This window comes from Acrocarpospora sp. B8E8, from assembly GCF_039871605.1.
Lineage (GTDB): Bacteria > Actinomycetota > Actinomycetes > Streptosporangiales > Streptosporangiaceae > Acrocarpospora > Acrocarpospora macrocephala.
In genome coordinates, this window is the sequence record NZ_JBDPLV010000016.1 from 80,593 (window position 1) to 105,271 (window position 24,679).

A 24,679-nucleotide genomic window follows, 5' to 3' on the forward strand; every position below is an offset into this window, starting at 1 on the left:
CCCCGTCACCGCCGTGGCCACGAGAGAGGCAAACGCCCCCAGCGGCAGCGTCGAAAAAGGTAGGGTGGGTGGGGAGAACCCCTGGTCCGGTTGGAATGTCCCAGAGGGTGCGAATCGGCAATGCGCTAGCCCGCCAGCCAGGTGTCGATCTCGGTGAGTAGTTCCTTCTTGAGTGAATCCGGGGCCGCGGAGGAGCGGATCGATTGGCGGGCCAGTTCGGCGAGTTCGGCGTCGCGGAAGCCGTACACGTCTCTGGCCAGTTCGTACTGGGGGAGTAGCCGGGCGCCGAACAGGAGCGGGTCGTCGGCGCCCAGAGCGATCGGGACGCCGGCGTCGAAGAGCCGTCGTAGTGGCACGTCCTCGGGCCGCTCGACCACGCCGAGTCCGACGTTGGACAGCGGGCACACCTCGCAGGCGATCTGCCGGTCGGCAAGACGCTCCATCAGCCGGGCGTTTTCGGCGGCCCGCACGCCGTGTCCCACCCGGTCGGCGTCCAGATCGTCCACGCATTCGGCCACGCTGACCGCGCCCAGCAGCTCGCCCCCGTGCGGCACGGCCAGCAGGCCCGCCCGCTTGGCGATCCGGAACGCGCCGTCGAAATCCCTGGCCCGGCCCCGGCGCTCGTCGTTGGACAGGCCGAAGCCGATCACGCCCCGGTCCTGATACTGGGTGGCCAGCCGGGCCAGCGTCCTGGCGTCCAGCGGGTGCCGGGTGCGGTTGGCGGCGACGATCACCGCCATCCCGACCCCGACCTGCTTGGCGGCGCGTTCCGCCGCGTCCAGCATGAGCTCCAGCGTCGGGGTCAGCCCGCCGAACCGCTGCGCGTAACCCGAGGGATCCACCTGGATCTCCAGCCAGCGCGAACCTTCCGCCCGCTCGTCCTCGGCGGCCTCCCTGAGCAGCCGGTAGACATCCTCGGGGCGGCGCAGCACCGAACGGGCGATGTCGTAGAGCCGCTGGAACCGGAACCAACCGCGTTCATCGGTGGCGCGCAGCTGCGGCGGCCAGTCCTGGACCAGCGCGTCCGGCAGGTGCACGCCGTGTTCGATGGCCAGCTCGATCAGCGTGCTGTGCCGCATCGAACCGGTGAAGTGCAGGTGGAGGTGGGCCTTCGGGAGGCCGAGGAGCGGGCGCGACATCTCCTTATCCTGCCGTAACCGCGCTCAACCTCAAGCGGGCTTCACGCGTTGTGGAGGATCGAAAGGGGAGCTCATGACCGAGGAAGACGAAGCGGCCTTCGACGAGTTCCTGGCCGCGCGCAGCACCGCTCCGCTCCGCACCGCCGTCCTGGTCTGCGGAGTGGAAAAGGACGGCGCCACGACCCTGGACCAGGACGGCAGGCTGGACGGCAAGAAGGTCGCCGAGAACACCTACCTGAACGACGGCAACATGATCGCCCGAGTCCTCGACGACACGCACGGCGTGCTCGTCGTCCTGGAACCGAGCCTGGCCGAGAAGCTGGACGCGGCCACGATCGAAGCCGAGCTCATCAAGGTCGCCGAAGGGCTCACCCTGGCGGACTAGCGCGCCTCGGCGAACAGTTTGGCCAACCGGCTGATGCCCTCGGCGAGGTCCTCATCACCGAGCGCGTAAGAGAGGCGGAAGTAGCCAGGTGTCCCGAAAGCCTCACCCGGAACCAGGGCGACTTCCGCCTCTTCCAGGATCAGCTCCGCCAACTCCGCCGTCGTCGCGGGCCGCTGCCCGCGCAGCTCCTTGCCCAGCAGCTCCTTGACCGCGGGGTAGGCGTAGAACGCCCCGAAAGGTTCAGGGCACACCACGCCCGGAATCTCGTTGAGCAGCCGCACCATCGCCTGCCGCCGCCGGTCGAACGCCTCCCGCATCGCGGTCACCGCGGTCAGATCCCCGCTGACGGCCGCCAGCGCCGCCGCCTGGGCCACGTTCGACACGTTCGAGGTGGCATGCGACTGCAGGTTGGTGGCCGCCTTCACCACGTCGGCCGGGCCGATCAGCCAGCCCACCCGCCAGCCCGTCATCGCGTACGTCTTCGCGACCCCGTTCACCACCACGACCTTGTCCCGCAGCTCGGGCACGGCGGTCGCCACGCTGGTGAACTTGGCGGAGCCGTACACCAGGTGTTCGTAGATCTCGTCGGTGACCACCCAGAGGCCCTTCTCCAGCGCCCAGCGGCCGATCTCCCCGATCTGGGCGGGGGAGTAGACCGCGCCGGTCGGGTTGGACGGCGAGACCAGCAGCAGCGTGGTCGTGCGCTCGGTCAGGCCGGCCTCCAGCTGCTCCACCGAGGCCAGATAGCCGGTGGTCTCGTCGGTGAGCACGTCCACCTGCACGCCCCCGGCCAGCTTGATCGCCTCCGGATAGGTGGTCCAGTACGGCGCCACCACGAGCACCTCGTCGCCCGGGTTCAGCAGGGTGGCGAAGGCTTCGTACACGGCCTGCTTGCCGCCGTTGGTGACCAGCACCTGCGCGGCGTCCACGGCGAAGCCCGAGTCGCGCTTGGTCTTCTCGGCGATGGCCTGCTTGAGCTCGGGCAGGCCGCCCGCCGGGGTGTACTTGTGGAAGCGCGGATTGCGGCACGCCTCGACCGCGGCCTCGACGATGTAGTCGGGGGTCGGGAAGTCGGGCTCGCCGGCGCCGAACCCGATCACCGGGCGGCCGGCCGCCTTCATCGCCTTCGCTTTGGCGTCCACGGCCAGGGTGGCGGATTCTGTGATAGCGGCGACACGCGCGGAGATTCGGGTCATGACTCCATGTTTTCAGAACACGCGCCGTGTCTCCCGCGCAATTCCATCATCCGGACAACCCCACACGGTAGCTTTGAGCTGCGGTGAAGGTGCGGCTGCCTACTGGTTCGACGAAGCAGCCATTCCCACGTACACTTCACCGTCTAGTGGGCCACAACGCCGAAACAGTCGGGTAGGGTGGTGCACGGCTTAGGGCACTAGCGCAATTGGTAGCGCACCGGTCTCCAAAACCGGCGGTTGGGGGTTCGAGTCCCTCGTGCCCTGCGGAGTGCGGTCCGCGCACTATAGGGCGTAAGAGCCGCCAGTTGCGATGGACACGACGGATCAGGTGAGGACTGTGGCGATCGACACGCGCGGCGAGGCCGCGGCACAGCCAGGCAAGCCGAGCGGCGAGAAGAAGAAACGCACCTCTCCCGCCCTTTTCTATCGGCAGGCCGTCAGCGAGCTGCGTAAGGTCATTTGGCCCACCCGGAAAGACCTGATCAACTACACCATCGTGGTGCTCGGGTTCTGTCTGATCATGGTGGGAATCGTGTCTCTGCTCGACTTCCTGCTGACGAGGGGCGTGCTCGCGGTCTTCGGTTCCTGATCGCGCCGCACGTCCAGTTCATCGAGGAAAGAGGAATAGTCACCGTGTCCGAGTCCCCGCTGCCGGTCGACGGCTCCCACGACGAGCACGACGAGTGGGAAGCCGAGACGACGGAAGAGGCAGAAGAGGTCGAGTCGGAGGTCGAGGAGGCCACCGGCGACGCTGAAGCCGAGGCTGTCTCCGCTGTTGACGAAGACGGTGATGTGCTTCCCGACGTCGACCCGATCGAAGAGTTCAAGCGCCAGCTCCGCGGCCAGTTCGGCGAGTGGTATGTCATCCATTCGTACGCGGGCTACGAGAACCGGGTCAAGCAGAACATCGAGAGCCGCACCGGCTCCCTCAACATGGAGGATTTCATCTTCCAGGTCGAGGTGCCGACCCACACGGTCACCGAGTTCAAGGGCGGCAAGAAGACGCCGATCAAGGAGCGGGTGCTCCCCGGCTACGTGCTGGTCCGGATGGACCTGACCGACGAGTCCTGGGCCGCCGTGCGGAACACGCCCGGCGTGACCGGCTTCGTGGGCCTGTCCAACAAGCCGAGCCCGCTCAACCTCGACGAGGTGGCCAAGCTGCTCGCGCCGGAGCCGACCGAAGAGGTCAAGAAGGCCTCCGCGAAGGCCACGGCCTCCACGGTCGAGTTCGAGATCGGGGAGTCGGTCACCGTCATGGACGGCCCGTTCGCCACGCTGCCCGCCTCGGTCAGCGAGATCAGCCCCGAGTCGCAGAAGCTCAAGGTGCTGGTGTCGATCTTCGGCCGGGAGACCCCGGTGGAGCTCTCGTTCAACCAGGTCTCGAAGATCTGACAGAGTCTCCGTCTCGGTAGCTGTCCCGGGTCTCTGTCTCGGTCAAGTAGACTCGTCTAGTTCTCCCCGCCACGCGGGGACGCCCTAGGCTGCCCTCAGGCAGGTAATGCCGGGGCACCACGGAAATCATTGAGGACCCGGAGAGAGTCATGCCTCCCAAGAAGAAAATCGCGGCGTTGGTGAAGGTCCAGCTTCCCGCTGGCCAGGCCACGCCCGCGCCGCCCGTCGGTACCGCGCTCGGTCCGCACGGCGTGAACATCATGGAATTCGTCAAGCAGTACAACGCGGCGACGGAAGCTCAGCGGGGCAACATCATCCCCGTCGAGATCACCATCTTCGAGGACCGCAGCTTCACCTTCATCACGAAGACGCCGCCGGCGCCTGAGCTGATCAAGAAGGCGCTCGGCCTCAAGGGCGGCTCCGCCAACCCGCTGAAGACCAAGGTGGGTCACCTCACCAAGGAGCAGCTGCGGCAGATCGCCGAGACGAAGATGCCCGACCTGAACGCCAACGACATCGAGATGGCCGAGCGCATCATCGCCGGCACCGCCCGTTCCATGGGCATCACGGTCGCCGAGTAGTAACTCCCCGAAAACCAGTGGAAGGGCCTCGCGCGGTCCGTACCACGAACTCCATTAGGAGAAGAAAGTGAAGCGCAGCAAGAGCTGGAAGAACGCGGCGCAGCAGATCGACCGCGAAGCCGTCCTGTCGCCGCTGGACGGCGTCCGGGTGGCCAAGAAGACCGCCACCACCAAGTTCGACGCCACCGTCGAGGTGGCCCTGCGGCTGGGCGTCGACCCGCGCAAGGCCGACCAGATGGTCCGCGGCACCGTCAACCTCCCGCACGGCACCGGCAAGACCGCCCGGGTCCTGGTCTTCGCGACCGGTGACCGTGCCGAGGAGGCCCGCGCCGCGGGCGCCGACATCGTGGGCGCCGACGAGCTCATCGACGAGGTGGCCAAGGGCCGGCTCGACTTCGACGCCGTCGTGGCCACGCCGGACCTGATGGGCAAGGTCGGCCGCCTGGGCCGGGTGCTCGGTCCGCGTGGCCTGATGCCCAACCCCAAGACCGGCACCGTCACCCCGGCCGTCGGCAAGGCCGTCACCGACATCAAGGGCGGCAAGATCGAGTTCCGGGTGGACCGGCACGCGAACCTGCACTTCATCATCGGCAAGGCCTCCTTCGAGGAGCGCCAGCTGGTGGAGAACTACGCCGCCGCCCTGGACGAGGTGCTGCGGCTCAAACCGTCCGCCGCCAAGGGCCGCTACCTGAAGAAGGTCACCTTCGCCACGTCCATGGGCCCCGGCATCCCGGTCGACCCGAACATGACGCGGGGCATGACCGCCGAGCTCGACGCCTGATCGTTTCAGGTCTGCACGACCCCCATCCGGGTAGCCGGGTGGGGGTCTTCGTTTGTGTGGAGAAAGTGTGCGGATATCGCGCCGGCGACGCGTCGATCTTCCCGCGAACGTAGGCTCTGGGCGACGAAAGGACGAACCATAATGCGCCGACTTCTGGTGGCCGCCGCGCTGATCGCCGCGGCCGGGTGTGGCACGACGACGGCTCAGCCCCTCGGGGAGGTCCAGCTTTCGGCGGCCGACGCCTTAGCGCAGACCGCCCAGAAGGCCGAGGATGTCACGTCCTACGCCGCCGACATCGTGGTCGACTTCAGTGACCCGAAGGGTTCCACGGGCAACGTGCGCGGCACCATGCTGCTGCAGCAGAAGCCCACGCTCGCCTCCGACATCAACCTCAGCCAGGTGAGCTTCGCGGGCCAGCCGCTGCCCGGCGGCGTGCGCGCCATCCTGGTCGACGAGACCGCCTACCTGAAGCTGGACGTGCTCAAGCAGCTGACGGGCACCACCAAGCCGTGGGTCAAGGTGGGCCTCAGCGAGGTCGGCGACGACGCCAGCGTGCGGCAGTTCCTCAGCCAGGCCCAGCAGATCGACCTGAAGTCCAGCGTGGCCCTGCTCACCGCCTCCAAGGACGTCAAGGCCGTCGGCAACGAGACCGTCGGCAACGTGCAGACCACGCACTACGCGGGCACCTTCCCGGTGGCCGAGGCGGTCACGCTGCTGCCCAAGGAATCGCAGGACGCGCTGAGCGGCCAGCTGTCCGCGGTCAAGGACATGAAGTTCGACGCCTGGATCGACGACCAGGGCCTGCCCCGCAAGATCCAGCTGAACGGCGCCGCCGAGGGCGCCACCTTCACCGCCGCCCTGCTCTTCACCTCCTTCAACGAGCAACTCTCCATCGACGCCCCACCCGCCGACCAGGTCGGCGAGATGCCGAAGAACGCCCCGGTCACTGAATAACCCCCGTGTCGGCATGGCCGCGCCCCCGGGCGCGGCCATGGACACCGATTTGGTTTCTGGGGGATTGACACGTACTCTGTGTTCTGCCAAAGACCGCCGGTCGTCTTCGGGTGCCTACAAGCCCGTTGACCGAAGGATCCACGTGAGTGGACGGCCCGCGCAGGTGTGGATGTGAGCTTCGCTTAACGTGAGCCCCGTGCGCCCTGCGCCGGGGCTTGTTCGTTTTCACGCCTTCGCCGGTGGCACATCTGGAAGGAGGGCCCATGGCGAAGTCGGAGAAGACCGGCGCGGTCGCCGAGCTCACGAGCGAGTTCGACAGCTCCAGCGCCGCTGTTCTGACCGAATACCGCGGTCTCACCGTCGCCCAGCTCAAGCAGCTGCGCGTCTCTCTCGGTGGGAATGCGAAGTTCGCCGTGGCGAAGAACACGCTGACCAAGATCGCGGCGAACAATGCCGGGATCACCGCCCTGGACGGGCTGCTCACCGGCCCGACCGCGATCGCCTTCGTCAAGGGCGACGTGGTGGAGGCGGCCAAGGGCCTGCGTGAATTCGCCAAGGCCAACCCCCTTCTGGTGATCAAGGGCGGTGTCGTCGACGGCAAGGCGATGACCCCGGCCGAGATCTCCAAGCTGGCTGACCTTGAGTCCCGCGAGGTGCTCCTCGCGAAGCTGGCCGGCGCCCTGAAGGCCAAGCAGTCCCAGGCTGCCGCCACCTTCGCCGCGCTGCCCACGCAGATGGCTCGACTGGCCGAAGCCCTGCGCGCCAAGCGCGAAGAGGCCGGCGAGTAATCAGGAAGGTCCGCGAAAGCGGGGGGAAGCGCAGACCGCGGTCCCTTTGAAAACGTAGCTAGATCACTGGAGGAACACCATGGCGAAGCTCAGCACCGACGAGCTGCTCGAGACCTTCAAGGAGATGACCCTCCTTGAGCTGTCCGACTTCGTGAAGCTCTTCGAGGACACCTTCGACGTCAAGGCCGCCGCCCCGGTCGCCGTTGCCGCCGCCGCCGGCCCCGCCGCCGCGGTGGAAGAGGTCGAGGAGCAGGACGAGTTCGAGGTCATCCTCGAGTCGGCCGGCGACAAGAAGATCCAGGTCATCAAGGAGATCCGGGCCCTCACCAGCCTGGGCCTCAAGGAGGCCAAGGACCTTGTGGACGGCGCTCCCAAGTCGGTCTTCGACGGTAAGGTCAGCAAGGAGCAGGCGGAGAAGGCCAAGGCCGCCCTGGAGGGCGCTGGCGCCGGCGTCACCGTCAAGTAACGCTTGTCGCGGTAGTCAAGAAGGAGCGGTTCACTTCGGTGGGCCGCTCCTTTCGCATTCCTATACCGTGCCCTGTGTGGGCGTGGAAATCGGGATATCGGAGGACGTCGCCGAGCTGGCGGCCGAGGCGCTGCTCTGCCACGATCCCGGCGAGCCGCTGCCGATCCCGCCGCAACTGACCCCCGGAGGCCGGTGGCGGCCGTCCGTTCGGCGAGGAGGTCTATTGCCGCGGTTGACGTCCTACGGAGGTGGGTGGCGGCCGTCCGTTCGGCGAGGAGGTCTATTGCCGCGGCTGACCTCCTGCGGAGGCCGGGGTGCGTGATGTGCGCCGGGCCCCGGTCCGGCTGAACGTCGCCCTGGCCCTGCTCAGTGTGGGGTTCGCGGGGCTGGGCTGGCTGGCCTGGCAGAGCAGGGCCGAGGAGCTGGCCGTGGCCGCCGACCGGCAGGCCGCCATCCAGACCGCCGCCACCCATGCGATCAACCTGCTGTCCCTGGACCACCGCACGCTCGACTCCACCCTCGACCGCATCCTGGCCACCTCCACCGGCGAGGCCAGGGCCGGCTACGAGACGACGCTCCGGCAGGCCACCCTGGCCAACAAGTCCCAGCAGACCGGCGTGCTCCGCGGTACCGGGCTGACCTCCTTCACCGGTACGACCGCCCAGGCGCTGGTGGTGGCCGACGCGGTGATCGACTGGGCGGACCGGGACGACCCGGCGGAGGAGCGGTTCACCCGCTGGCGGATGACCCTGGTCAAGGAGTCAGGCAAGTGGCTGGTCGCCAAGGCGGAGTTGGTGCGATGAAACTCCGGCTGGCCGGAACTGTGAGGTCTGAATCCCCAGCGGATGGAGCGGGGCTGGTGCGATGAAACTCCGGCTGACCGCGTTCCTGGCCCTCCTGGCGGTCGTGACGGGTGTGGCGGCCCTGTGGGTGTTTCTGGACGCGCGGCGGCTTGAGGAGAGCCGGCGGGCGGGCCAGGAGGCGTCGAACGCGGCCGTCACCTACGCGGCGGACATGTTGTCCTACGACTACCGGACGATCAAGGAGGATCTGGCCCGCGCCAAGGGGCACGCCACCGGTGATCTCGTGGCCCGCTACGAGCGCCTCGCGGCCACCCTCGAGCCCGCCGCGACCCGGCAGAAGACGGTGCAACAGGCAGTAGTCGCCGACGCCGCCGTGGAGTCGGCGACCCCGGACGAGGTCCGCGTACTGGTCTTCCTCAACATGACCACATCCTCGTCCGAAACCGGCGCCGGAAGCCCTGTCCGGCAGGTGGTCCAGAACAGAGCGCGCCTGGTCATGGTACGGATTGATGATCGTTGGCTGGTTTCGGACCTTTCGACCCTCTTGGGCAACACGCCCATCCGATGAGCCGCGTTATTCAATTGTTAGTCAAGGTTGGGTTTAGCCCCCACCTGTCCGGGCATGCCCCATGCACGGCAGAGGTCGACCGTCGGTCAACGTTCGGTCCTCCGCGTGACAGAGCGTTAGCTGCCCCCGGTCGAGGGTATCGACAGGGTCTTGCGGCTTTCGAATGTGGCGCGGAAGGGAAAAACCCAGCGTGCTGGCCATTGGTTAGCTGAAATGTCGGCTCTCGGGCTTGACGTTTCGGCGCAGACGGGTGATGCTGCCAGCAACGTGGAGCGCAGAGCGAGAGCGGAGTGGACAGGTGTATGCCCATCGGCTACACTGCCCCTTTGCGCTGCCCTTTGACGACCGCTTCTCTCAGTAACCTTGCTGCATGGTCGTCTGGCGTGCGTGTAGTCAGTCCGCGAGCCCTCGGAAGGACATCTGTTGGCAGCCTCGCGCAACGCCTCCGCCGTACCCGCCGGTCCCCGTACCGTGTCTTTCGCACGTATTCAGGAGCCACTCGAAGTTCCTGATCTTCTAGCTCTGCAGACCGAGTCCTTCGACTGGTTGCTCGGTAACGAGAAGTGGAAGGCTCGGGTCGAGGCGGCCAGGCTGGCCGGACGGAAGGACGTACCCGCCCAGTCGGGCCTCGAAGAGATTTTTGAGGAGATCAGTCCCATCGAGGACTTCTCCGGAACCATGTCCCTCTCGTTCCGGGATCACCGGTTCGAGCCGCCCAAGTACTCGGTCGACGAGTGCAAGGACAAGGACATGACCTACTCCGCGCCCATGTTCGTGACCGCGGAGTTCATCAACAACACCACCGGTGAGATCAAGAGCCAGACCGTGTTCATGGGCGACTTCCCGCTCATGACCGGCAAGGGCACCTTCATCATCAACGGCACCGAGCGTGTCGTGGTCTCCCAGCTGGTGCGGTCCCCGGGCGTCTACTTCGACCGCAGTGTCGACAAGACCTCCGACAAGGACCTGTACGGCTGCCGGGTGATCCCGTCCCGCGGCGCCTGGCTCGAGTTCGAGATCGACAAGCGCGACAGCGTCGGCGTCCGCATCGACCGCAAGCGCAAGCAGGCCGTCACGGTCCTGCTCAAGGCGCTCGGCTGGACGACCGACCAGATCTTGGAGCGTTTCGGTCAGTACGAGTCGATGCGCGCCACCCTGGAGAAGGATCACACCTCCGGCCAGGACGACGCGCTGCTGGACATCTACCGCAAGCTGCGGCCGGGTGAGCCTCCCACCAAGGAGTCCGCGCAGACGCTGCTGGAGAACCTGTACTTCAACCCCAAGCGGTACGACCTGGCCAAGGTCGGCCGATACAAGATCAATAAGAAGCTGGGAGTGGACTCTGAGATCACTCAGGGCACCCTCACCGACGAGGACATCGTCTCCACCATCGAGTACATCGTCCGGCTGCACGCCGGCGAGGAGACCATGGGCCCCGACGGTTCGGTGATCATCGAGACCGATGACATCGACCACTTCGGCAACCGCCGCCTGCGCACCGTGGGCGAGCTCATCCAGAACCAGGTCCGGCTGGGCCTGGCCCGGATGGAGCGCGTCGTCCGCGAGCGCATGACCACCCAGGACGTCGAGGCGATCACGCCGCAGACCCTGATCAACATCCGCCCGGTGGTGGCGTCAATCAAGGAGTTCTTCGGCACCTCGCAGCTGTCGCAGTTCATGGACCAGACCAACCCGCTGGCCGGTCTGACCCACAAGCGGCGCCTGTCGGCCCTCGGCCCCGGCGGTCTGTCACGGGAGCGGGCCGGGTTCGAGGTCCGTGACGTGCACCCGTCCCACTACGGCCGGATGTGCCCGATCGAGACGCCGGAAGGCCCGAACATCGGCCTGATCGGCTCGCTGGCCTCCTTCGGCCGGATCAACTCCTTCGGGTTCGTCGAGACGCCGTACCGGAAGGTGATCGACGGCAAGGTGTCGGCGCAGGTCGACTACCTCACCGCCGACCAGGAGGACCGGCACGTGGTGGCCCAGGCCAACACGACGCTGCACCCCGACGGCGCCTTCGCCGAGGAGCGCGTGCTGGCTCGCCGCAAGGGCGGCGAGTTCGAGGCCGTGCACCCGAGCGAGGTCGACTACATGGACGTCTCGCCGCGCCAGATGGTGTCGGTGGCGACCGCGATGATCCCGTTCCTGGAGCACGACGACGCCAACCGCGCGCTCATGGGCTCCAACATGCAGCGCCAGTCGGTGCCCCTGCTGAAGAGCGAGGCCCCGCTGGTCGGCACCGGCATGGAATACCGTGCCGCCACCGACGCCGGCGACGTGATCAACGCCGAGAAGGCCGGCGTGGTCGAGGAGGTCTCGGCCGACTACGTGACCGTCATGAACGACGACGGCACCAGGACCACCTACCGGGTGGCCAAGTTCAAGCGCTCCAACCAGGGCACCTGCTTCAACCAGAAGCCGATCGTGGTCGAGGGCGACCGGGTCGAGGTCAACCAGGTCATCGCCGACGGGCCGTGCACCGACACCGGTGAGATGGCGCTCGGCAAGAACCTGCTCGTGGCGTTCATGCCGTGGGAGGGCCACAACTACGAGGACGCGATCATCCTCTCCCAGCGGCTGGTGCAGGACGACGTCCTGTCCTCGATCCACATCGAGGAGCACGAGGTCGACGCCCGCGACACCAAGCTGGGCCCCGAGGAGATCACCCGGGACATCCCGAACGTCTCCGAGGAGGTCCTGGCCGACCTGGACGAGCGCGGCATCATCCGGATCGGCGCCGAGGTCGTCACCGGTGACATCCTGGTCGGCAAGGTCACGCCCAAGGGTGAGACCGAGCTGACCCCGGAGGAGCGGCTGCTGCGCGCGATCTTCGGGGAGAAGGCGCGTGAGGTCCGCGACACCTCGCTGAAGGTGCCGCACGGCGAGTCCGGCAAGGTCATCGGGGTGCGCGTGTTCTCCCGCGAGGAGGGCGACGAGCTTCCCCCCGGCGTGAACGAGCTGGTTCGCGTCTACGTGGCCCAGAAGCGCAAGATCACCGACGGCGACAAGCTGGCGGGCCGGCACGGCAACAAGGGCGTCATCTCCAAGATCCTGCCGGTCGAGGACATGCCGTTCCTGGAGGACGGCACCGCGGTCGACATCGTGCTCAACCCGCTGGGCGTGCCCGGCCGGATGAACGTCGGCCAGGTCCTGGAAACCCACCTGGGGTGGATCGCCGCCCGAGGATGGGACGTCAGCGGGATCGAGGACGCGTGGGCCGAGCGCCTGCGCGACAAGGGCCTCGGCGAGGTCGACCCGTTCACCAAGGTCGCCACGCCGGTGTTCGACGGCGCCCAGGAAGAGGAGATCGTCGGCCTGCTGAGCAACACCCTGAAGAACAGGGACGGCTCGCGCATGGTCGGGGAGAACGGCAAGGCCCGGCTGTTCGACGGCCGCTCCGGCGAGCCGTTCCCGCACCCGGTCTCGGTCGGTTACATCTACATCCTCAAGCTGCTCCACCTGGTCGACGACAAGATCCACGCCCGCTCGACCGGGCCGTACTCGATGATCACCCAGCAGCCGCTGGGTGGTAAGGCGCAGTTCGGCGGGCAGCGATTCGGCGAGATGGAGGTGTGGGCGCTGGAGGCATACGGCGCCGCCTACGCGCTGCAGGAACTGCTCACCATCAAGTCCGACGACGTGCTGGGCCGCGTGAAGGTCTACGAGGCCATCGTCAAGGGCGAGAACATCCCCGAGCCGGGCATCCCGGAGTCCTTCAAGGTCCTCATCAAGGAAATGCAGTCGCTGTGCCTGAACGTCGAGGTGCTCTCCAGCGACGGCATGTCCATCGAGATGCGCGACACCGACGAGGACGTCTTCCGCGCCGCGGAGGAGCTCGGTATCGATCTGTCCCGGCGCGAGCCGAGCAGCGTGGAAGAAGTCTGAGGGGGAGATAGCACATGCTGGACGTCAACTTCTTCGACGAGCTCAGGATCGGCCTGGCGACCGCAGACGACATCCGTCAGTGGTCGCACGGCGAGGTCAAGAAGCCGGAGACCATCAACTACCGAACCCTCAAGCCCGAGAAGGACGGACTCTTCTGCGAGAAGATCTTCGGCCCGACCCGGGACTGGGAGTGCTACTGCGGCAAGTACAAGCGCGTCCGGTTCAAGGGCATCATCTGTGAGCGCTGCGGCGTTGAGGTGACCCGGGCCAAGGTGCGGCGTGAGCGCATGGGCCACATCGAGCTGGCCGCGCCGGTCACCCACATCTGGTACTTCAAGGGTGTCCCGTCGCGTCTGGGCTACCTGCTGGACCTCGCCCCGAAGGACCTGGAGAAGGTCATCTACTTCGCGGCGTACATGATCACGCAGGTGGACGCGGAGATGCGCGACCGCGACCTGCCCTCGCTGGAGGCGAAGATCTCCGTCGAGCGGCAGCACGTCGAGCAGCGGCGCGACGCCGACATCGAGGCCAGGCAGAAGAAGCTGGAAGGCGACCTGGCCGAGTTGGAGGCCGCCGGGGCCAAGGGCGACGCGCGCCGCAAGGTGCGCGAGGGCGCCGACCGCGAGATGCGCCAGCTCCGCGACCGGGCCCAGCGCGAGCTGGACCGGCTGGACGAGGTCTGGAGCCGCTTCAAGAACCTCAAGGTCCAGGACCTTGAGGGCGACGAGATGCTGTACCGCGAGATGCGCGACCGGTTCGGTCGCTACTTCAAGGGCGGCATGGGCGCGCAGGCGATCCAGGAGCGGCTGCAGAGTTTCGACCTCGATCAGGAGGCAGAAAACCTGCGCGAGACGATCCGTAGCGGCAAGGGGCAGAAGAAGGCCCGCGCGCTTAAGCGGCTCAAGGTCGTGGCGGCGTTCCTGAACACCAGGAACTCGCCCGCCGGCATGGTTCTGGACTGCATCCCGGTCATCCCGCCGGACCTGCGCCCGATGGTGCAGCTGGACGGTGGCCGGTTCGCGACCTCCGACCTGAACGACCTCTACCGCCGGGTCATCAACCGCAACAACCGCCTCAAGCGGCTGCTCGACCTCGGCGCGCCCGAGATCATCGTGAACAACGAGAAGCGCATGCTGCAGGAGGCCGTCGACGCGCTGTTCGACAACGGCCGCCGCGGCCGCCCGGTCACCGGTCCTGGCAACCGCCCGCTGAAGTCCCTCAGCGACATGCTGAAGGGCAAGCAGGGCCGGTTCCGCCAGAACCTGCTGGGCAAGCGTGTCGACTACTCCGGCCGTTCGGTCATCGTGGTCGGCCCGCAGCTGAAGCTGCACCAGTGCGGCCTGCCCAAGCAGATGGCGCTGGAGCTGTTCAAGCCGTTCGTGATGAAGCGGCTGGTGGACCTCAACCACGCGCAGAACATCAAGTCCGCCAAGCGCATGGTCGAGCGGGCCCGCCCGGTCGTGTGGGACGTGCTGGAAGAGGTCATCACCGAGCACCCGGTGCTGCTCAACCGGGCGCCGACGCTGCACCGCCTGGGCATCCAGGCCTTCGAGCCGCAGCTGGTCGAGGGCAAGGCCATCCAGATCCACCCGCTCGTCTGCACCGCGTTCAACGCGGACTTCGACGGCGACCAGATGGCCGTGCACCTGCCGCTGTCGGCCGAGGCCCAGGCCGAGGCGCGCATCCTGATGCTCTCGACCAACAACATCCTCAAGCCGGCCGACGGCAAGCCGGTGACGATGCCCACCCAGGACATGGTCATCGGGCTCTACTCGCTCACCACCCAGGGCGACGACGCCGTCGGTGAGGGGCGCGTGTTCGGCTCGGTCTCCGAGGCGCTCATGGCCTACGACCGGCGCGAGCTGGACCTGCAGGCCAAGGTCCAGGTCAGGCTGAAGGACGTCGCCCCGCCGCGTGGCTGGGAGGCGCCGGACGGCTGGGAGGTCGGCGACCCGCTGCGTCTGGAGACGACGCTCGGCCGCTGCCTGTTCAACCAGACGCTGCCCGCGAACTACCCGTTCGTCAACTACCAGGTCGGCAAGAAGCAGCTGTCCGCGATCGTCAACGAGCTGGCCGAGACCTACCCCAAGGTCGAGGTCGCCAACGCTCTGGACGCGCTCAAGGACGCGGGCTTCCACTGGGCCACCCGGGCCGGGGTCACCATCTCGATCGACGACGTCATCGCCCCGCCGAACAAGGCGGCGATCATGGAGTCGTACGAGAAGCGGGCCGACAAGGTCCAGCGGGAGTACGACCGCGGTCTGATCACCGACGAGGAGCGCCGCCAGGAGCTCATCGAGATCTGGACCCACGCCACCAGCGACGTCACCGAGGACATGCAGAACGCGTTCGCCAAGACGAACCCGATCTGGATGATGGTGCAGTCCGGCGCGCGTGGAAACCTGATGCAGGTCCGGCAGATCGCCGGTATCCGCGGCCTGGTGTCCAACACCAAGGGTGAGACGATCCCGCGGCCGATCAAGTCCTCCTTCCGGGAGGGCCTGTCGGTGCTGGAATACTTCATCTCCACCCACGGCCAGCGGAAGGGTCTGGCGGACACCGCGCTGCGGACCGCCGACTCCGGCTACCTGACCCGTCGACTCGTCGACGTGGCCCAGGACGTCATCGTCCGCGAGATCGACTGCGGCACCGACCGCGCGGTCCCGCTGCACACCGCCGAGCGCGACCTGGCCGGGAACCTGGTCAAGGCCGAGAACGCGGAGAGCAACATCCACGGCCGGATCCTGGCCGAGGACGTGGAGGTCGACGGCAAGCTGATCGCCACGGCGGGCACCGACATCAACGACCAGACGGTGACGGCGCTGGTCGAGGCCGGCATCGGGACCGTGCGGACCCGCAGCACGCTGGTCTGCGAGGCCAAGATCGGGGTCTGCGCCACCTGCTACGGGCGGTCGCTGGCCACCGGCAAGCTGGTCGACGTCGGCGAGGCGGTCGGCATCATCGCCGCCCAGTCGATCGGTGAGCCCGGCACCCAGCTGACCATGCGGACCTTCCACACCGGTGGTGTGGCGGGCGCCGACATCACCCACGGTCTGCCGCGTGTGCAGGAGCTGTTCGAGGCCCGCATCCCCAAGGGCGTGGCTCCGATCAGCGAGGTCACCGGCCGGGTCCGGATCGACGAGACCGACAAGACCCGCAAGATCGTGATCACGCCGGACGACGGCTCGGACGAGATCGCCTACCCGGTCTCGATGCGGTCGCGGCTCGCGGTCTCGGAGGGGCAGCACATCGAGGTCGGCCACCAGCTGATCGCCGGTGCCCGCAACCCCAACGAGGTGCTCCGCATCCTCGGCCCGCGCGCCGTGCAGCTGCACCTGGTGGAGGAAGTTCAGCAGGTGTACCGCTCGCAGGGTGTGTCCATCCACGACAAGCACATCGAGGTCATCGTCCGCCAGATGCTCAAGCGCGTGAACGTGCTGGAGTCCGGCGACGCCGACATGCTTCCCGGTGAGCTCGTGGAGCGTCCGAAGTTCGAGCGCATCAACCGCGAGTGCGTCGCCGAGGGCGGCACCCCCGCCTCCGGCCGTCCCGTCCTGATGGGCATCACCAAGGCGTCGCTGGCCACCGAGTCCTGGCTGTCGGCGGCCTCCTTCCAGGAGACCACCCGAGTGCTGACCGACGCGGCGATCCACGCCAAGTCGGACTCGCTCCTGGGCCTCAAGGAGAACGTCATCATCGGCAAGCTCATCCCGGCTGGTACGGGCATGCCCCAGTACCGCAACATCCGGGTCGAGCCCACCGAGGAGGCCAAGGCCGCCATGTACACGGTCGGCGGCTACGACGGCTCCGCGTCGGACTACACGTTCGGCTCCGGCTCCGGCGAAGCCGTCCCGCTGGAGGAGTACGACTTCGGCCAGTACGGCCGCTAGTCCTGCCCAACGAAGCACCCGGATCCTCAGGGTCCGGGTGCTTCGTTCATTTTGTTGTTGCGGGGTTCTCCCACCCACCCAGCCCTTTGCCTGCCCTCGGGCTCCGCCCGCCCCCGCCAAAGCCGTGGGGCGGGCGGAGCTCGAGGATGAACGGGGAAGCCTGTTTGGGGTTTGGGGGAAATGGTCGGGGGAGTCGGGGCGGCGGGGTAAACTGGTGGCGGACTCAATTTCGGCCTGCGTGAGAAAGGTGGGCCGGGGACCCGGGCACGGGATCCCGATGACCCGCTGAGCGCGGCCGTTTTGACGTGTTGCGGGGGGCTGGGTAGTCTTGCTCTTCGTGCCCATGGTTCGTGGGTCCGCATGCGTGCGCGCAGGTCGCGCCGCGTGGCTCTCTCCAAATCCAGCAAGGGTGTAACGCGATTAGATCGCGACACGCCCGACCGCGTGGGTCGGCGGAGAGGGAAAACCAGCAGGTCATGACACCGGCAGCACCTGCGAAAAAGCATGTCACCGTATCACCGGCATAGGCACGAAACGGAGTTGTAGTGCCCACGATTCAGCAGTTGGTCCGCAAGGGCCGGCAGGACAAGGTCTCCAAGACCAAGACTCCTGCGCTCAAGGGCAGCCCGCAGCGGCGCGGTGTCTGCACCCGCGTCTACACCACCACCCCGAAGAAGCCGAACTCGGCGCTTCGGAAGGTCGCGCGTGTCCGCCTGACCAACGGCATCGAGGTCACGGCCTACATCCCTGGTGTGGGTCACAACCTGCAGGAGCACTCGATCGTGCTCGTCCGTGGCGGTCGTGTGAAGGACCTCCCCGGCGTTCGCTACAAGATCATCCGCGGCTCGCTCGACACCCAGGGCGTCCGCAACCGCAAGCAGGCTCGCAGCCGCTACGGCGCCAAGAAGGAGAAGAAGTAATGCCTCGCAAGGGTTCTCCTGGGCGTCGCCAGCTCATGTCCGACCCGGTGCACAACTCGCCGCTGGTCACCGCCCTGATCAACAAGGTCCTCCTGGACGGCAAGCGCTCGATCGCCCAGTCGATCGTGTACGGCGCCCTCGAGGGTTGCAAGGATAAGACCGGCAACGACCCGGTCGTCACGCTCAAGCGCGCTCTCGACAACGTCAAGCCGACTCTCGAGGTCCGCAGCCGTCGGGTCGGTGGCGCCACGTACCAGGTTCCGGTCGAGGTGCGCGCGGCGCGCAGCACCACCCTGGCCCTGCGCTGGCTGGTGCAGTACTCCCGCGCCCGCCGCGAGAAGACCATGACCGAGCGCCTCATGAACGAGCTCCTCGACGCCAGCAACGGCCTCGGCGCGAGTGTCAAGAAGCGCGAGGACACCCACAAGATGGCCGAGTCCAACAAGGCCTTCGCTCACTACCGCTGGTAGCCGGGCGCACCACCAAGCAAAGGACGCAGAGAAGTGGCCACCCAACTGGCTCTTGACCTGGCCAAGGTCCGCAACATCGGGATCATGGCCCATATCGACGCGGGCAAGACCACCACGACCGAGCGAATCCTGTTCTACACCGGGATCAACTACAAGATCGGTGAAGTTCATGAGGGCGCTGCCACCATGGACTGGATGGAGCAGGAGCAGGAGCGCGGCATCACCATCACCTCCGCCGCGACGACCTGCGAGTGGCTCGGCCACACCATCAACATCATCGACACCCCGGGGCACGTCGACTTCACCATCGAGGTGGAGCGCTCGCTCCGTGTCCTCGACGGCGCCGTCGCCGTGTTCGACGCTGTCGCGGGTGTCGAGCCGCAGTCGGAGACGGTGTGGCGCCAGGCTGACCGTTACGGCGTGCCACGCATCTGCTTCGTGAACAAGATGGACCGGGTCGGCGCGGAGTTCCACCGCTGCGTCGACATGATGGTCAGCCGTCTCGCGGCCACCCCGGCCGTCATCCAGCTTCCCTGGGGCGTCGAGTCCGACTTCAAGGGCGTCATCGACCTGGTGAAGATGAAGGGCCTGATCTGGAGCGCCGAGGCGGCCAAGGGCGAGATGTACGACGTCGTCGACATCCCGACCGACCACGTCGAGATCGCCCGTGAATGGCGCGACAAGCTGGTCGAGACCGTGGCCGAGAACGACGACGAGCTGATGGAGCTCTTCCTCGAGGGCATCGAGCCCACCGAGGAGCAGCTGGTCGCGGCGATCCGCCGGGCCACGCTGGCCAGCGCCATCAACCCGGTCCTGACCGGCACCGCGTTCAAGAACAAGGGCGTGCAGCCGCTGCTCGACGCGATCGTGGCCTACCTGCCCGCGCCGATCGACCTCCCGGCCTTCCAGGGCCACGCGGTCGGCAAGGAAGACCAGATCGTCGAGCGCAGCTCGGACGTGAACGAGCCGTTCTCGGCGCTCGCGTTCAAGATCATGAGCGACCAGCACCTGGGCCGCCTCACCTACATCCGGATCTACTCCGGCACCCTGGAGACCGGCACCGCTGTGGTGAACTCGGTCAAGGGTCGCAAGGAGCGGATCGGCAAGATCTACCAGATGCACGCGAACAAGCGCGAGGAGCGCCCGTCCGCGCACGCCGGTCAGATCGTCGCCGTGATGGGCCTCAAGGACACCACCACCGGTGACACCCTGAGCGACCCGGCCCACCCGGTCGTGCTGGAGTCGATGACGTTCCCGGCGCCGGTCATCAGCGTCGCGATCGAGCCCAAGACCAAGAGCGACCAGGAGAAGCTCGGCACCGCGATCCAGCGCCTGGCGGAGGAGGACCCGTCCTTCCAGGTCCGCCGGGACGAGGAGACCGGCCAGACCGTGATCCACGGAATGGGCGAGCTGCACCTGGAGATCCTGGTCGACCGCATGCGCCGCGAGTTCAAGGTCGAGGCGAACGTCGGTCGTCCGCAGGTGGCGTACCGGGAGACCATCCGCCGCAAGGTGGAGAAGGTCGACTACGTGCACAAGAAGCAGACCGGTGGCTCCGGCCAGTTCGCCAAGGTCATCATCGACCTTGAGCCGCTGGGCGAAGGCAACGATGGGTACGAGTTCGAGAACAAGGTCTCGGGCGGTCGCATCCCGCGGGAGTACATCCCGTCGGTGGACGCGGGCGCCCAGCAGGCCGCCGAGTTCGGTGTTCTCGCCGGCTACCCGATGGTAGGCGTGAAGGTCACCCTTCGGGACGGAGCTTTCCACGAAGTGGACTCCTCCGAAATGGCCTTCAAGATGGCCGGCTCGATGGCCTTCAAGGAGGCCGCCCGCAAGGCCGACCCCGTGCTCCTCGAACCGATGATGGCCGTGGAGGTCACCACGCCCGAGGACTACATGGGCGACGTCATCGGCGACCTGAACGGCCGCCGGGGGCAGATCCAGGCCATGGACGAGCGGGCCGGCGCCCGTGTCGTCAAGGCGCTCGTGCCGCTGTCCGAGATGTTCGGGTATGTGGGTGACCTGCGGAGCAAGACGCAGGGTCGCGCGAGCTACAGCATGCAGTTCGACTCTTACGCGGAGGTGCCTCCGGGCATCGCCAAGGAGATCGTCGCTAAGGTCCGGGGCGAGTAGCCCCAGGCCTGTTGGAAGACGAAAGTCAAGTCAGAAATCTCTAAGGAGACAGACCAGTGGCCAAGGCCAAGTTCGAGCGGAACAAGCCGCACGTGAACATCGGCACCATTGGGCACATCGACCACGGCAAGACCACTCTGACCGCGGCGATCACCAAGGTGCTTCACGACCGTTACCCGCAGCTCAACGAGGCGACCCCGTTCGACAAGATCGACAAGGCGCCCGAGGAGAAGGCGCGTGGCATCACCATCTCGATCGCGCACGTCGAGTACCAGACGGAGAAGCGCCACTACGCGCACGTCGACTGCCCTGGTCACGCCGACTACGTGAAGAACATGATCACGGGTGCCGCGCAGATGGACGGCGCGATCCTGGTGGTCGCCGCGACCGACGGTCCGATGCCGCAGACCAAGGAGCACGTGCTCCTGGCCCGCCAGGTCGGCGTTCCCTACATCGTGGTGGCCCTCAACAAGGCCGACATGGTGGACGACGAGGAGATCCTGGAGCTCGTCGAGCTCGAGGTCCGCGAGCTGCTCTCGGCTCAGGAGTTCCCCGGCGACGACCTGCCGGTGGTCCGCGTCTCCGCGCTGAAGGCGCTGGAGGGCGACGCGGCCTGGGGCGACTCGATCATCGAGCTCATGACCGCCGTGGACGAGAACGTCCCCGAGCCGGTTCGTGACACCGAGAAGCCGTTCCTGATGCCGATCGAGGACGTGTTCTCGATCACCGGTCGTGGCACCGTCGTCACCGGCCGGATCGAGCGCGGTGTCGTCAAGGTCAACGAGACCGTCGACATCATCGGCATCAAGGAGAAGCACACCACGACCACCGTCACCGGTGTCGAGATGTTCCGCAAGCTGCTCGACGAGGGCCAGGCCGGCGACAACGTCGGTCTGCTCCTGCGCGGCATCAAGCGCGAGGACGTCGAGCGTGGCCAGTGCATCATCAAGCCGGGCACGACCACCCCGCACACCGAGTTCGAGGCGCAGGTCTACATCCTGTCCAAGGACGAGGGCGGCCGGCACACGCCGTTCTTCAACAACTACCGTCCCCAGTTCTACTTCCGGACGACGGACGTGACCGGCGTGGTGAACCTCCCCGAGGGCACCGAGATGGTCATGCCCGGGGACAACACCGAGATGAACGTCAGCCTCATCCAGCCGATCGCGATGGAGGACGGACTCAAGTTCGCCATCCGCGAAGGTGGCCGCACCGTCGGCGCCGGACGAGTCACGAAGATCATCAAGTAGTACCAGGCGGCCGGGTCCACCAGGACCCGGCCGCACCCCGTGATGCCGCAGTCCCTTCGGAGGAATCCGAAGGAGCTGCCGGATCACGGAAAAAGCAAAGCGGCAACCTGCCGCACGTTACTTGTTCAGACGACAGCGAAGGACACCGAGGCCATTATGGCGGGACAGAAGATCCGCATCCGGCTCAAGGCGTATGACCACGAGGTCATCGACAGCTCGGCCAAGAAGATCGTCGAGACGGTGACGCGTACCGGCGCGAAGGTCGCGGGCCCGGTGCCGCTGCCGACCGAGAAGAACGTGTACTGCGTCATCCGTTCGCCGCACAAGTACAAGGACAGCCGCGAGCACTTTGAGATGCGCACGCACAAGCGGCTGATTGACATCATCGACCCGACACCCAAGACCGTCGACTCGCTCATGCGGCTCGACCTGCCCGCGGGTGTCGACATCTCGATCAAGCTCTGAGGGAACGCACTGACATGGCTAAGCAGATCAAGGGCGTCCTGGGCAAGAAGCTCGGCATGACCCAGGTCTTCGACGAGGGCAACCGGATGGTTCCGGTGACCGTCGTCGAGGCCGGTCCGTGCGTGGTGACCAGGGTCCGCACGGAAGAGCGCGACGGCTACGCCGCCGTACAGCTCGGTTACGGGCAGGTCGACCCGCGCAAGGTCAACAAGCCGCTCGGCGACTACCTGCGCAAGCACGACATCACCCCGCGCCGCTTCTTCGTCGAGGTACGCACCGACGACGCCTCCGACTACTCCCTGGGCCAGGAAGTCCTCGCGGACACCTTCGAGGCCGGCCAGCACGTCGACGTGACGGGCAAGAGCAAGGGCAAGGGCTTCGCGGGCGTCATGAAGCGCCACAACTTCAAGGGTCTCAGCGCCTCGCACGGCACCCAGCGCAAGCACCGCTCGCCTGGTTCCATCGGCGGCTGCGCCACTCCGGGCCGCGTCTTCAAGGGCCTGCGCATGGCCGGTCGGATGGGCAACGTCCGCACCACCATCCAGAGCCTGAAGGTGCATGCCGTGGACGTCGAGAAGAATCTCATCCTGATCAAGGGTGCGATTCCCGGCGCCAACGGCAGCCTGGTCCTCATCCGTACCGCAGCCAAGAAGGGGGCCGGCAAATGAGCACGGTTGACGTTCTCGACGCCAGTGGCGCCAAGACGGGCAGCAGTGTGGACCTGCCGGAGGACATCTTCGGTGTCAAGGTCAACATCCCGCTGATCCACCAGGTCGTCGTGGCCCAGCTGGCCGCGCGCCGGCAGGGCACCCACGCCACCAAGACCCGCGGCCAGGTCCGCGGCGGTGGCAAGAAGCCGTACCGGCAGAAGGGCACCGGCCGGGCCCGCCAGGGTTCGACCCGGGCGCCGCAGTTCACCGGCGGTGGCACCGTGCACGGCCCGCAGCCGCGCTCGTACGAGCAGAAGACGCCCAAGAAGATGAAGGCCGCCGCGCTTCGCGGCGCGCTCTCCGACCGCGCGGGCGGCGGCCGGGTGCACGTGGTGAGCGAGCTGGTCACGGGCGAGACGCCCAAGACCAAGACCGCGCTCCAGGCGCTTCGCAAGATCACCGAGGCGCGCAGCGTGCTCGTCGTGGTCGGCGAGGACGACGAGCTCACCTGGCTGAGCCTGCGCAACGCCCCGGAGGTCCACCTGCTGGACGCCGGGCAGCTGAACACCTATGACGTGCTGTGCCACGACGACGTCGTCTTCACTCAGGAGGCGTACGACACGGTGGTGGCGCGGCTCGCGAAGAGCGGGAAGGAAGAGGCCTGATGCAGAAGATCGCCGACCCGCGCGACATCATCATCAAGCCGATCGTCTCTGAGAAGAGCTACGGCCTGATCGACGAGCACAACAAGTACACGTTCCTGGTTCGGCAGGGGGTGAACAAGACGCAGGTGAAGATCGCCATCGAGCAGATCTTCGGGGTCAAGGTGACCAGCGTCAACACCATCAACCGCCAGGGCAAGCGCAAGCGGACCCGGTTCGGTTACGGGCAGCGTCCGGCTACCAAGCGCGCGATCGTGAGCCTGGCCGAGGGCGAGCGTATCGACATCTTCGGCCAGATCGGCTGAGTCGGCTTGGCCGCGCCTGTGTCTGGACTGAGGAACGCAGGGTCGCGAAGCGGCCCGGAGTGACGAGGGAAGACACAGGCTGAAGGCGGCCAAGCCCGCCGATCCGAAGGATCGGCCATGATCACTGAATCGACAAGGATGAACGAAAAAGATGGGCATCCGTAAATACAAGCCGACGACCCCGGGTCGCCGCGGCGCGAGTGTCTCGGACTTCGCCGAGATCACGCGCAGCACGCCCGAGAAGTCGCTGCTTGCTCCCCTGCACAGCAAGGGCGGCCGCAACGTGCACGGCCGGGTCACGGCCCGGCACCAGGGCGGCGGTCACAAGCGCGCCTACCGGATCATCGATTTCCGCAGGCACGACAAGGACGGGATCCCGGCCAAGGTCGCGCACATCGAGTACGACCCGAACCGCACCTCCCGCATCGCCCTGCTGCACTACGCCGACGGCGAGAAGCGCTACATCCTCGCGCCGACCGGCATCAAGCAGGGTGACCGCATCGAGAACGGCCCCGGCGCCGACATCAAGCCGGGCAACTGCCTGCCGCTGCGCAACATCCCGACCGGTACCTTCATCCACGCGGTGGAGCTCCGCCCGGGCGGCGGCGCAAAGCTGGGCCGCAGCGCCGGCGCGCAGATCCAGCTGCTGGCCAAGGAGGGCACCTACGCCACGCTGCGTATGCCGTCCGGTGAAATGCGCCAGGTCGATGTGCGCTGCCGGGCCTCCGTCGGGCAGGTCGGCAACGCCGAGCAGGCCAACATCAACATCGGCAAGGCGGGCCGCAACCGGTGGAAGGGCAAGCGCCCGACCGTCCGTGGTGTCGCCATGAACCCCGTCGACCACCCGCACGGTGGTGGCGAGGGCAAGACCTCCGGTGGTCGCCACCCGGTCAACCCCAAGGGCAAGCCCGAGGGACGGACCCGGCAGGCGAACAAGGCCAGCGACCGGCTGATCATCCGACGTCGGAGCAAGAGGAAGAAGCGGTAGGAGCA

Annotated in this window: 23 protein-coding genes and 1 tRNA gene; 22 read left to right on the forward strand and 2 right to left on the reverse strand. The window is 66.9% G+C overall.

Annotated features, from left to right (window positions below; translation table 11 throughout):
* Positions 1-125 precede the first annotated feature (125 nt).
* Positions 126-1,139, reverse strand: coding sequence for an adenosine deaminase (locus tag ABGB08_RS17805; protein WP_347591610.1), 1,014 nt, complete (start codon positions 1,137-1,139; stop codon positions 126-128).
* 73 nt (positions 1,140-1,212) lie between these two features.
* Between ABGB08_RS17805 and ABGB08_RS17810 the strand changes: the two genes are divergently transcribed.
* Positions 1,213-1,524: a hypothetical protein gene (locus ABGB08_RS17810; protein ID WP_347591612.1), complete on the forward strand. Its 312-nt coding sequence runs from the start codon at positions 1,213-1,215 to the stop codon at positions 1,522-1,524.
* Here ABGB08_RS17810 and ABGB08_RS17815 read toward each other — a convergent pair.
* Positions 1,521-2,720, reverse strand: a complete 1,200-nt coding sequence (locus tag ABGB08_RS17815; protein WP_347591614.1) for a pyridoxal phosphate-dependent aminotransferase — start codon at positions 2,718-2,720, stop codon at positions 1,521-1,523. The two genes, ABGB08_RS17810 and ABGB08_RS17815, sit on opposite strands and share 4 nt — an antisense overlap.
* Positions 2,721-2,911: 191 nt before the next feature.
* Between ABGB08_RS17815 and ABGB08_RS17820 the strand changes: the two genes are divergently transcribed.
* The 21 genes from ABGB08_RS17820 to rplB all read left to right on the forward strand — a co-directional run bounded on the left by ABGB08_RS17820 (position 2,912) and on the right by rplB (position 24,674).
* Positions 2,912-2,984: transfer RNA gene (locus ABGB08_RS17820), tRNA-Trp, on the forward strand.
* Between the two features lie 73 nt (positions 2,985-3,057).
* A complete protein-coding gene (secE, locus tag ABGB08_RS17825) occupies positions 3,058-3,309 on the forward strand; it encodes a preprotein translocase subunit SecE (protein WP_155361859.1) in 252 nt (83 codons plus the stop codon).
* Between the two features lie 44 nt (positions 3,310-3,353).
* The gene (nusG, locus tag ABGB08_RS17830) at positions 3,354-4,112 is read left to right on the forward strand and encodes a transcription termination/antitermination protein NusG (RefSeq protein ID WP_155343417.1); all 759 of its coding nucleotides are present in this window, start codon (positions 3,354-3,356) and stop codon (positions 4,110-4,112) included.
* Positions 4,113-4,261: 149 nt separating this feature from the next.
* Positions 4,262-4,693, forward strand: a complete 432-nt coding sequence (gene rplK, locus ABGB08_RS17835) for a 50S ribosomal protein L11 (RefSeq protein ID WP_155343418.1) — start codon at positions 4,262-4,264, stop codon at positions 4,691-4,693.
* A gap of 67 nt (positions 4,694-4,760) precedes the next feature.
* Positions 4,761-5,474 carry a 50S ribosomal protein L1 gene (rplA, locus tag ABGB08_RS17840; protein ID WP_347591617.1) on the forward strand — a complete coding sequence of 238 codons (714 nt, stop codon included), beginning with the start codon at positions 4,761-4,763 and terminating at the stop codon, positions 5,472-5,474.
* Between the two features lie 141 nt (positions 5,475-5,615).
* Entirely contained in the window at positions 5,616-6,428 is an 813-nt protein-coding gene (locus tag ABGB08_RS17845; RefSeq protein WP_347591619.1) for a DUF1396 domain-containing protein, read from the forward strand.
* A gap of 263 nt (positions 6,429-6,691) precedes the next feature.
* Entirely contained in the window at positions 6,692-7,216 is a 525-nt protein-coding gene (gene rplJ / locus ABGB08_RS17850) for a 50S ribosomal protein L10 (protein ID WP_155343421.1), read from the forward strand.
* A gap of 79 nt (positions 7,217-7,295) precedes the next feature.
* Positions 7,296-7,682: a 50S ribosomal protein L7/L12 gene (gene rplL / locus ABGB08_RS17855; RefSeq protein ID WP_347591621.1), complete on the forward strand. Its 387-nt coding sequence runs from the start codon at positions 7,296-7,298 to the stop codon at positions 7,680-7,682.
* A gap of 314 nt (positions 7,683-7,996) precedes the next feature.
* Positions 7,997-8,485: a hypothetical protein gene (locus ABGB08_RS17860; RefSeq protein WP_347591623.1), complete on the forward strand. Its 489-nt coding sequence runs from the start codon at positions 7,997-7,999 to the stop codon at positions 8,483-8,485.
* Positions 8,486-8,546: 61 nt separating this feature from the next.
* A complete protein-coding gene (locus ABGB08_RS17865) occupies positions 8,547-9,053 on the forward strand; it encodes a hypothetical protein (RefSeq protein WP_347591625.1) in 507 nt (168 codons plus the stop codon).
* 423 nt (positions 9,054-9,476) lie between these two features.
* Positions 9,477-12,941: a DNA-directed RNA polymerase subunit beta gene (rpoB, locus tag ABGB08_RS17870; RefSeq protein ID WP_347591626.1), complete on the forward strand. Its 3,465-nt coding sequence runs from the start codon at positions 9,477-9,479 to the stop codon at positions 12,939-12,941.
* Positions 12,942-12,955: 14 nt separating this feature from the next.
* On the forward strand, positions 12,956-16,831 hold the full coding sequence (locus ABGB08_RS17875) for a DNA-directed RNA polymerase subunit beta' (RefSeq protein ID WP_347591627.1): 3,876 nt from the start codon (positions 12,956-12,958) through the stop codon (positions 16,829-16,831).
* Between the two features lie 545 nt (positions 16,832-17,376).
* Positions 17,377-17,751 carry a 30S ribosomal protein S12 gene (gene rpsL, locus ABGB08_RS17880; protein WP_030451506.1) on the forward strand — a complete coding sequence of 125 codons (375 nt, stop codon included), beginning with the start codon at positions 17,377-17,379 and terminating at the stop codon, positions 17,749-17,751.
* Positions 17,751-18,221 carry a 30S ribosomal protein S7 gene (rpsG, locus tag ABGB08_RS17885; RefSeq protein WP_155351275.1) on the forward strand — a complete coding sequence of 157 codons (471 nt, stop codon included), beginning with the start codon at positions 17,751-17,753 and terminating at the stop codon, positions 18,219-18,221. Before rpsL ends, rpsG begins: the two co-directional genes overlap by 1 nt.
* Before the next feature lie 33 nt (positions 18,222-18,254).
* A complete protein-coding gene (gene fusA, locus ABGB08_RS17890; RefSeq protein ID WP_347591629.1) occupies positions 18,255-20,354 on the forward strand; it encodes an elongation factor G in 2,100 nt (699 codons plus the stop codon).
* A gap of 56 nt (positions 20,355-20,410) precedes the next feature.
* Positions 20,411-21,604 (forward strand): elongation factor Tu, encoded by a 1,194-nt coding sequence (tuf, locus tag ABGB08_RS17895; protein ID WP_155361233.1) that lies wholly within the window; start codon positions 20,411-20,413, stop codon positions 21,602-21,604.
* A 156-nt stretch (positions 21,605-21,760) separates the two neighbouring features.
* Positions 21,761-22,069, forward strand: a complete 309-nt coding sequence (rpsJ, locus tag ABGB08_RS17900; protein ID WP_012887830.1) for a 30S ribosomal protein S10 — start codon at positions 21,761-21,763, stop codon at positions 22,067-22,069.
* Positions 22,070-22,083: 14 nt separating this feature from the next.
* Positions 22,084-22,737 carry a 50S ribosomal protein L3 gene (gene rplC / locus ABGB08_RS17905; protein WP_347591632.1) on the forward strand — a complete coding sequence of 218 codons (654 nt, stop codon included), beginning with the start codon at positions 22,084-22,086 and terminating at the stop codon, positions 22,735-22,737.
* A complete protein-coding gene (gene rplD / locus ABGB08_RS17910; RefSeq protein WP_347591634.1) occupies positions 22,734-23,384 on the forward strand; it encodes a 50S ribosomal protein L4 in 651 nt (216 codons plus the stop codon). Before rplC ends, rplD begins: the two co-directional genes overlap by 4 nt.
* Entirely contained in the window at positions 23,384-23,686 is a 303-nt protein-coding gene (rplW, locus tag ABGB08_RS17915) for a 50S ribosomal protein L23 (RefSeq protein ID WP_155351280.1), read from the forward strand. Before rplD ends, rplW begins: the two co-directional genes overlap by 1 nt.
* A 151-nt stretch (positions 23,687-23,837) precedes the next feature.
* Positions 23,838-24,674: a 50S ribosomal protein L2 gene (rplB, locus tag ABGB08_RS17920; protein WP_155351281.1), complete on the forward strand. Its 837-nt coding sequence runs from the start codon at positions 23,838-23,840 to the stop codon at positions 24,672-24,674.
* The last annotated feature ends 5 nt before the right edge of the window (positions 24,675-24,679 follow it).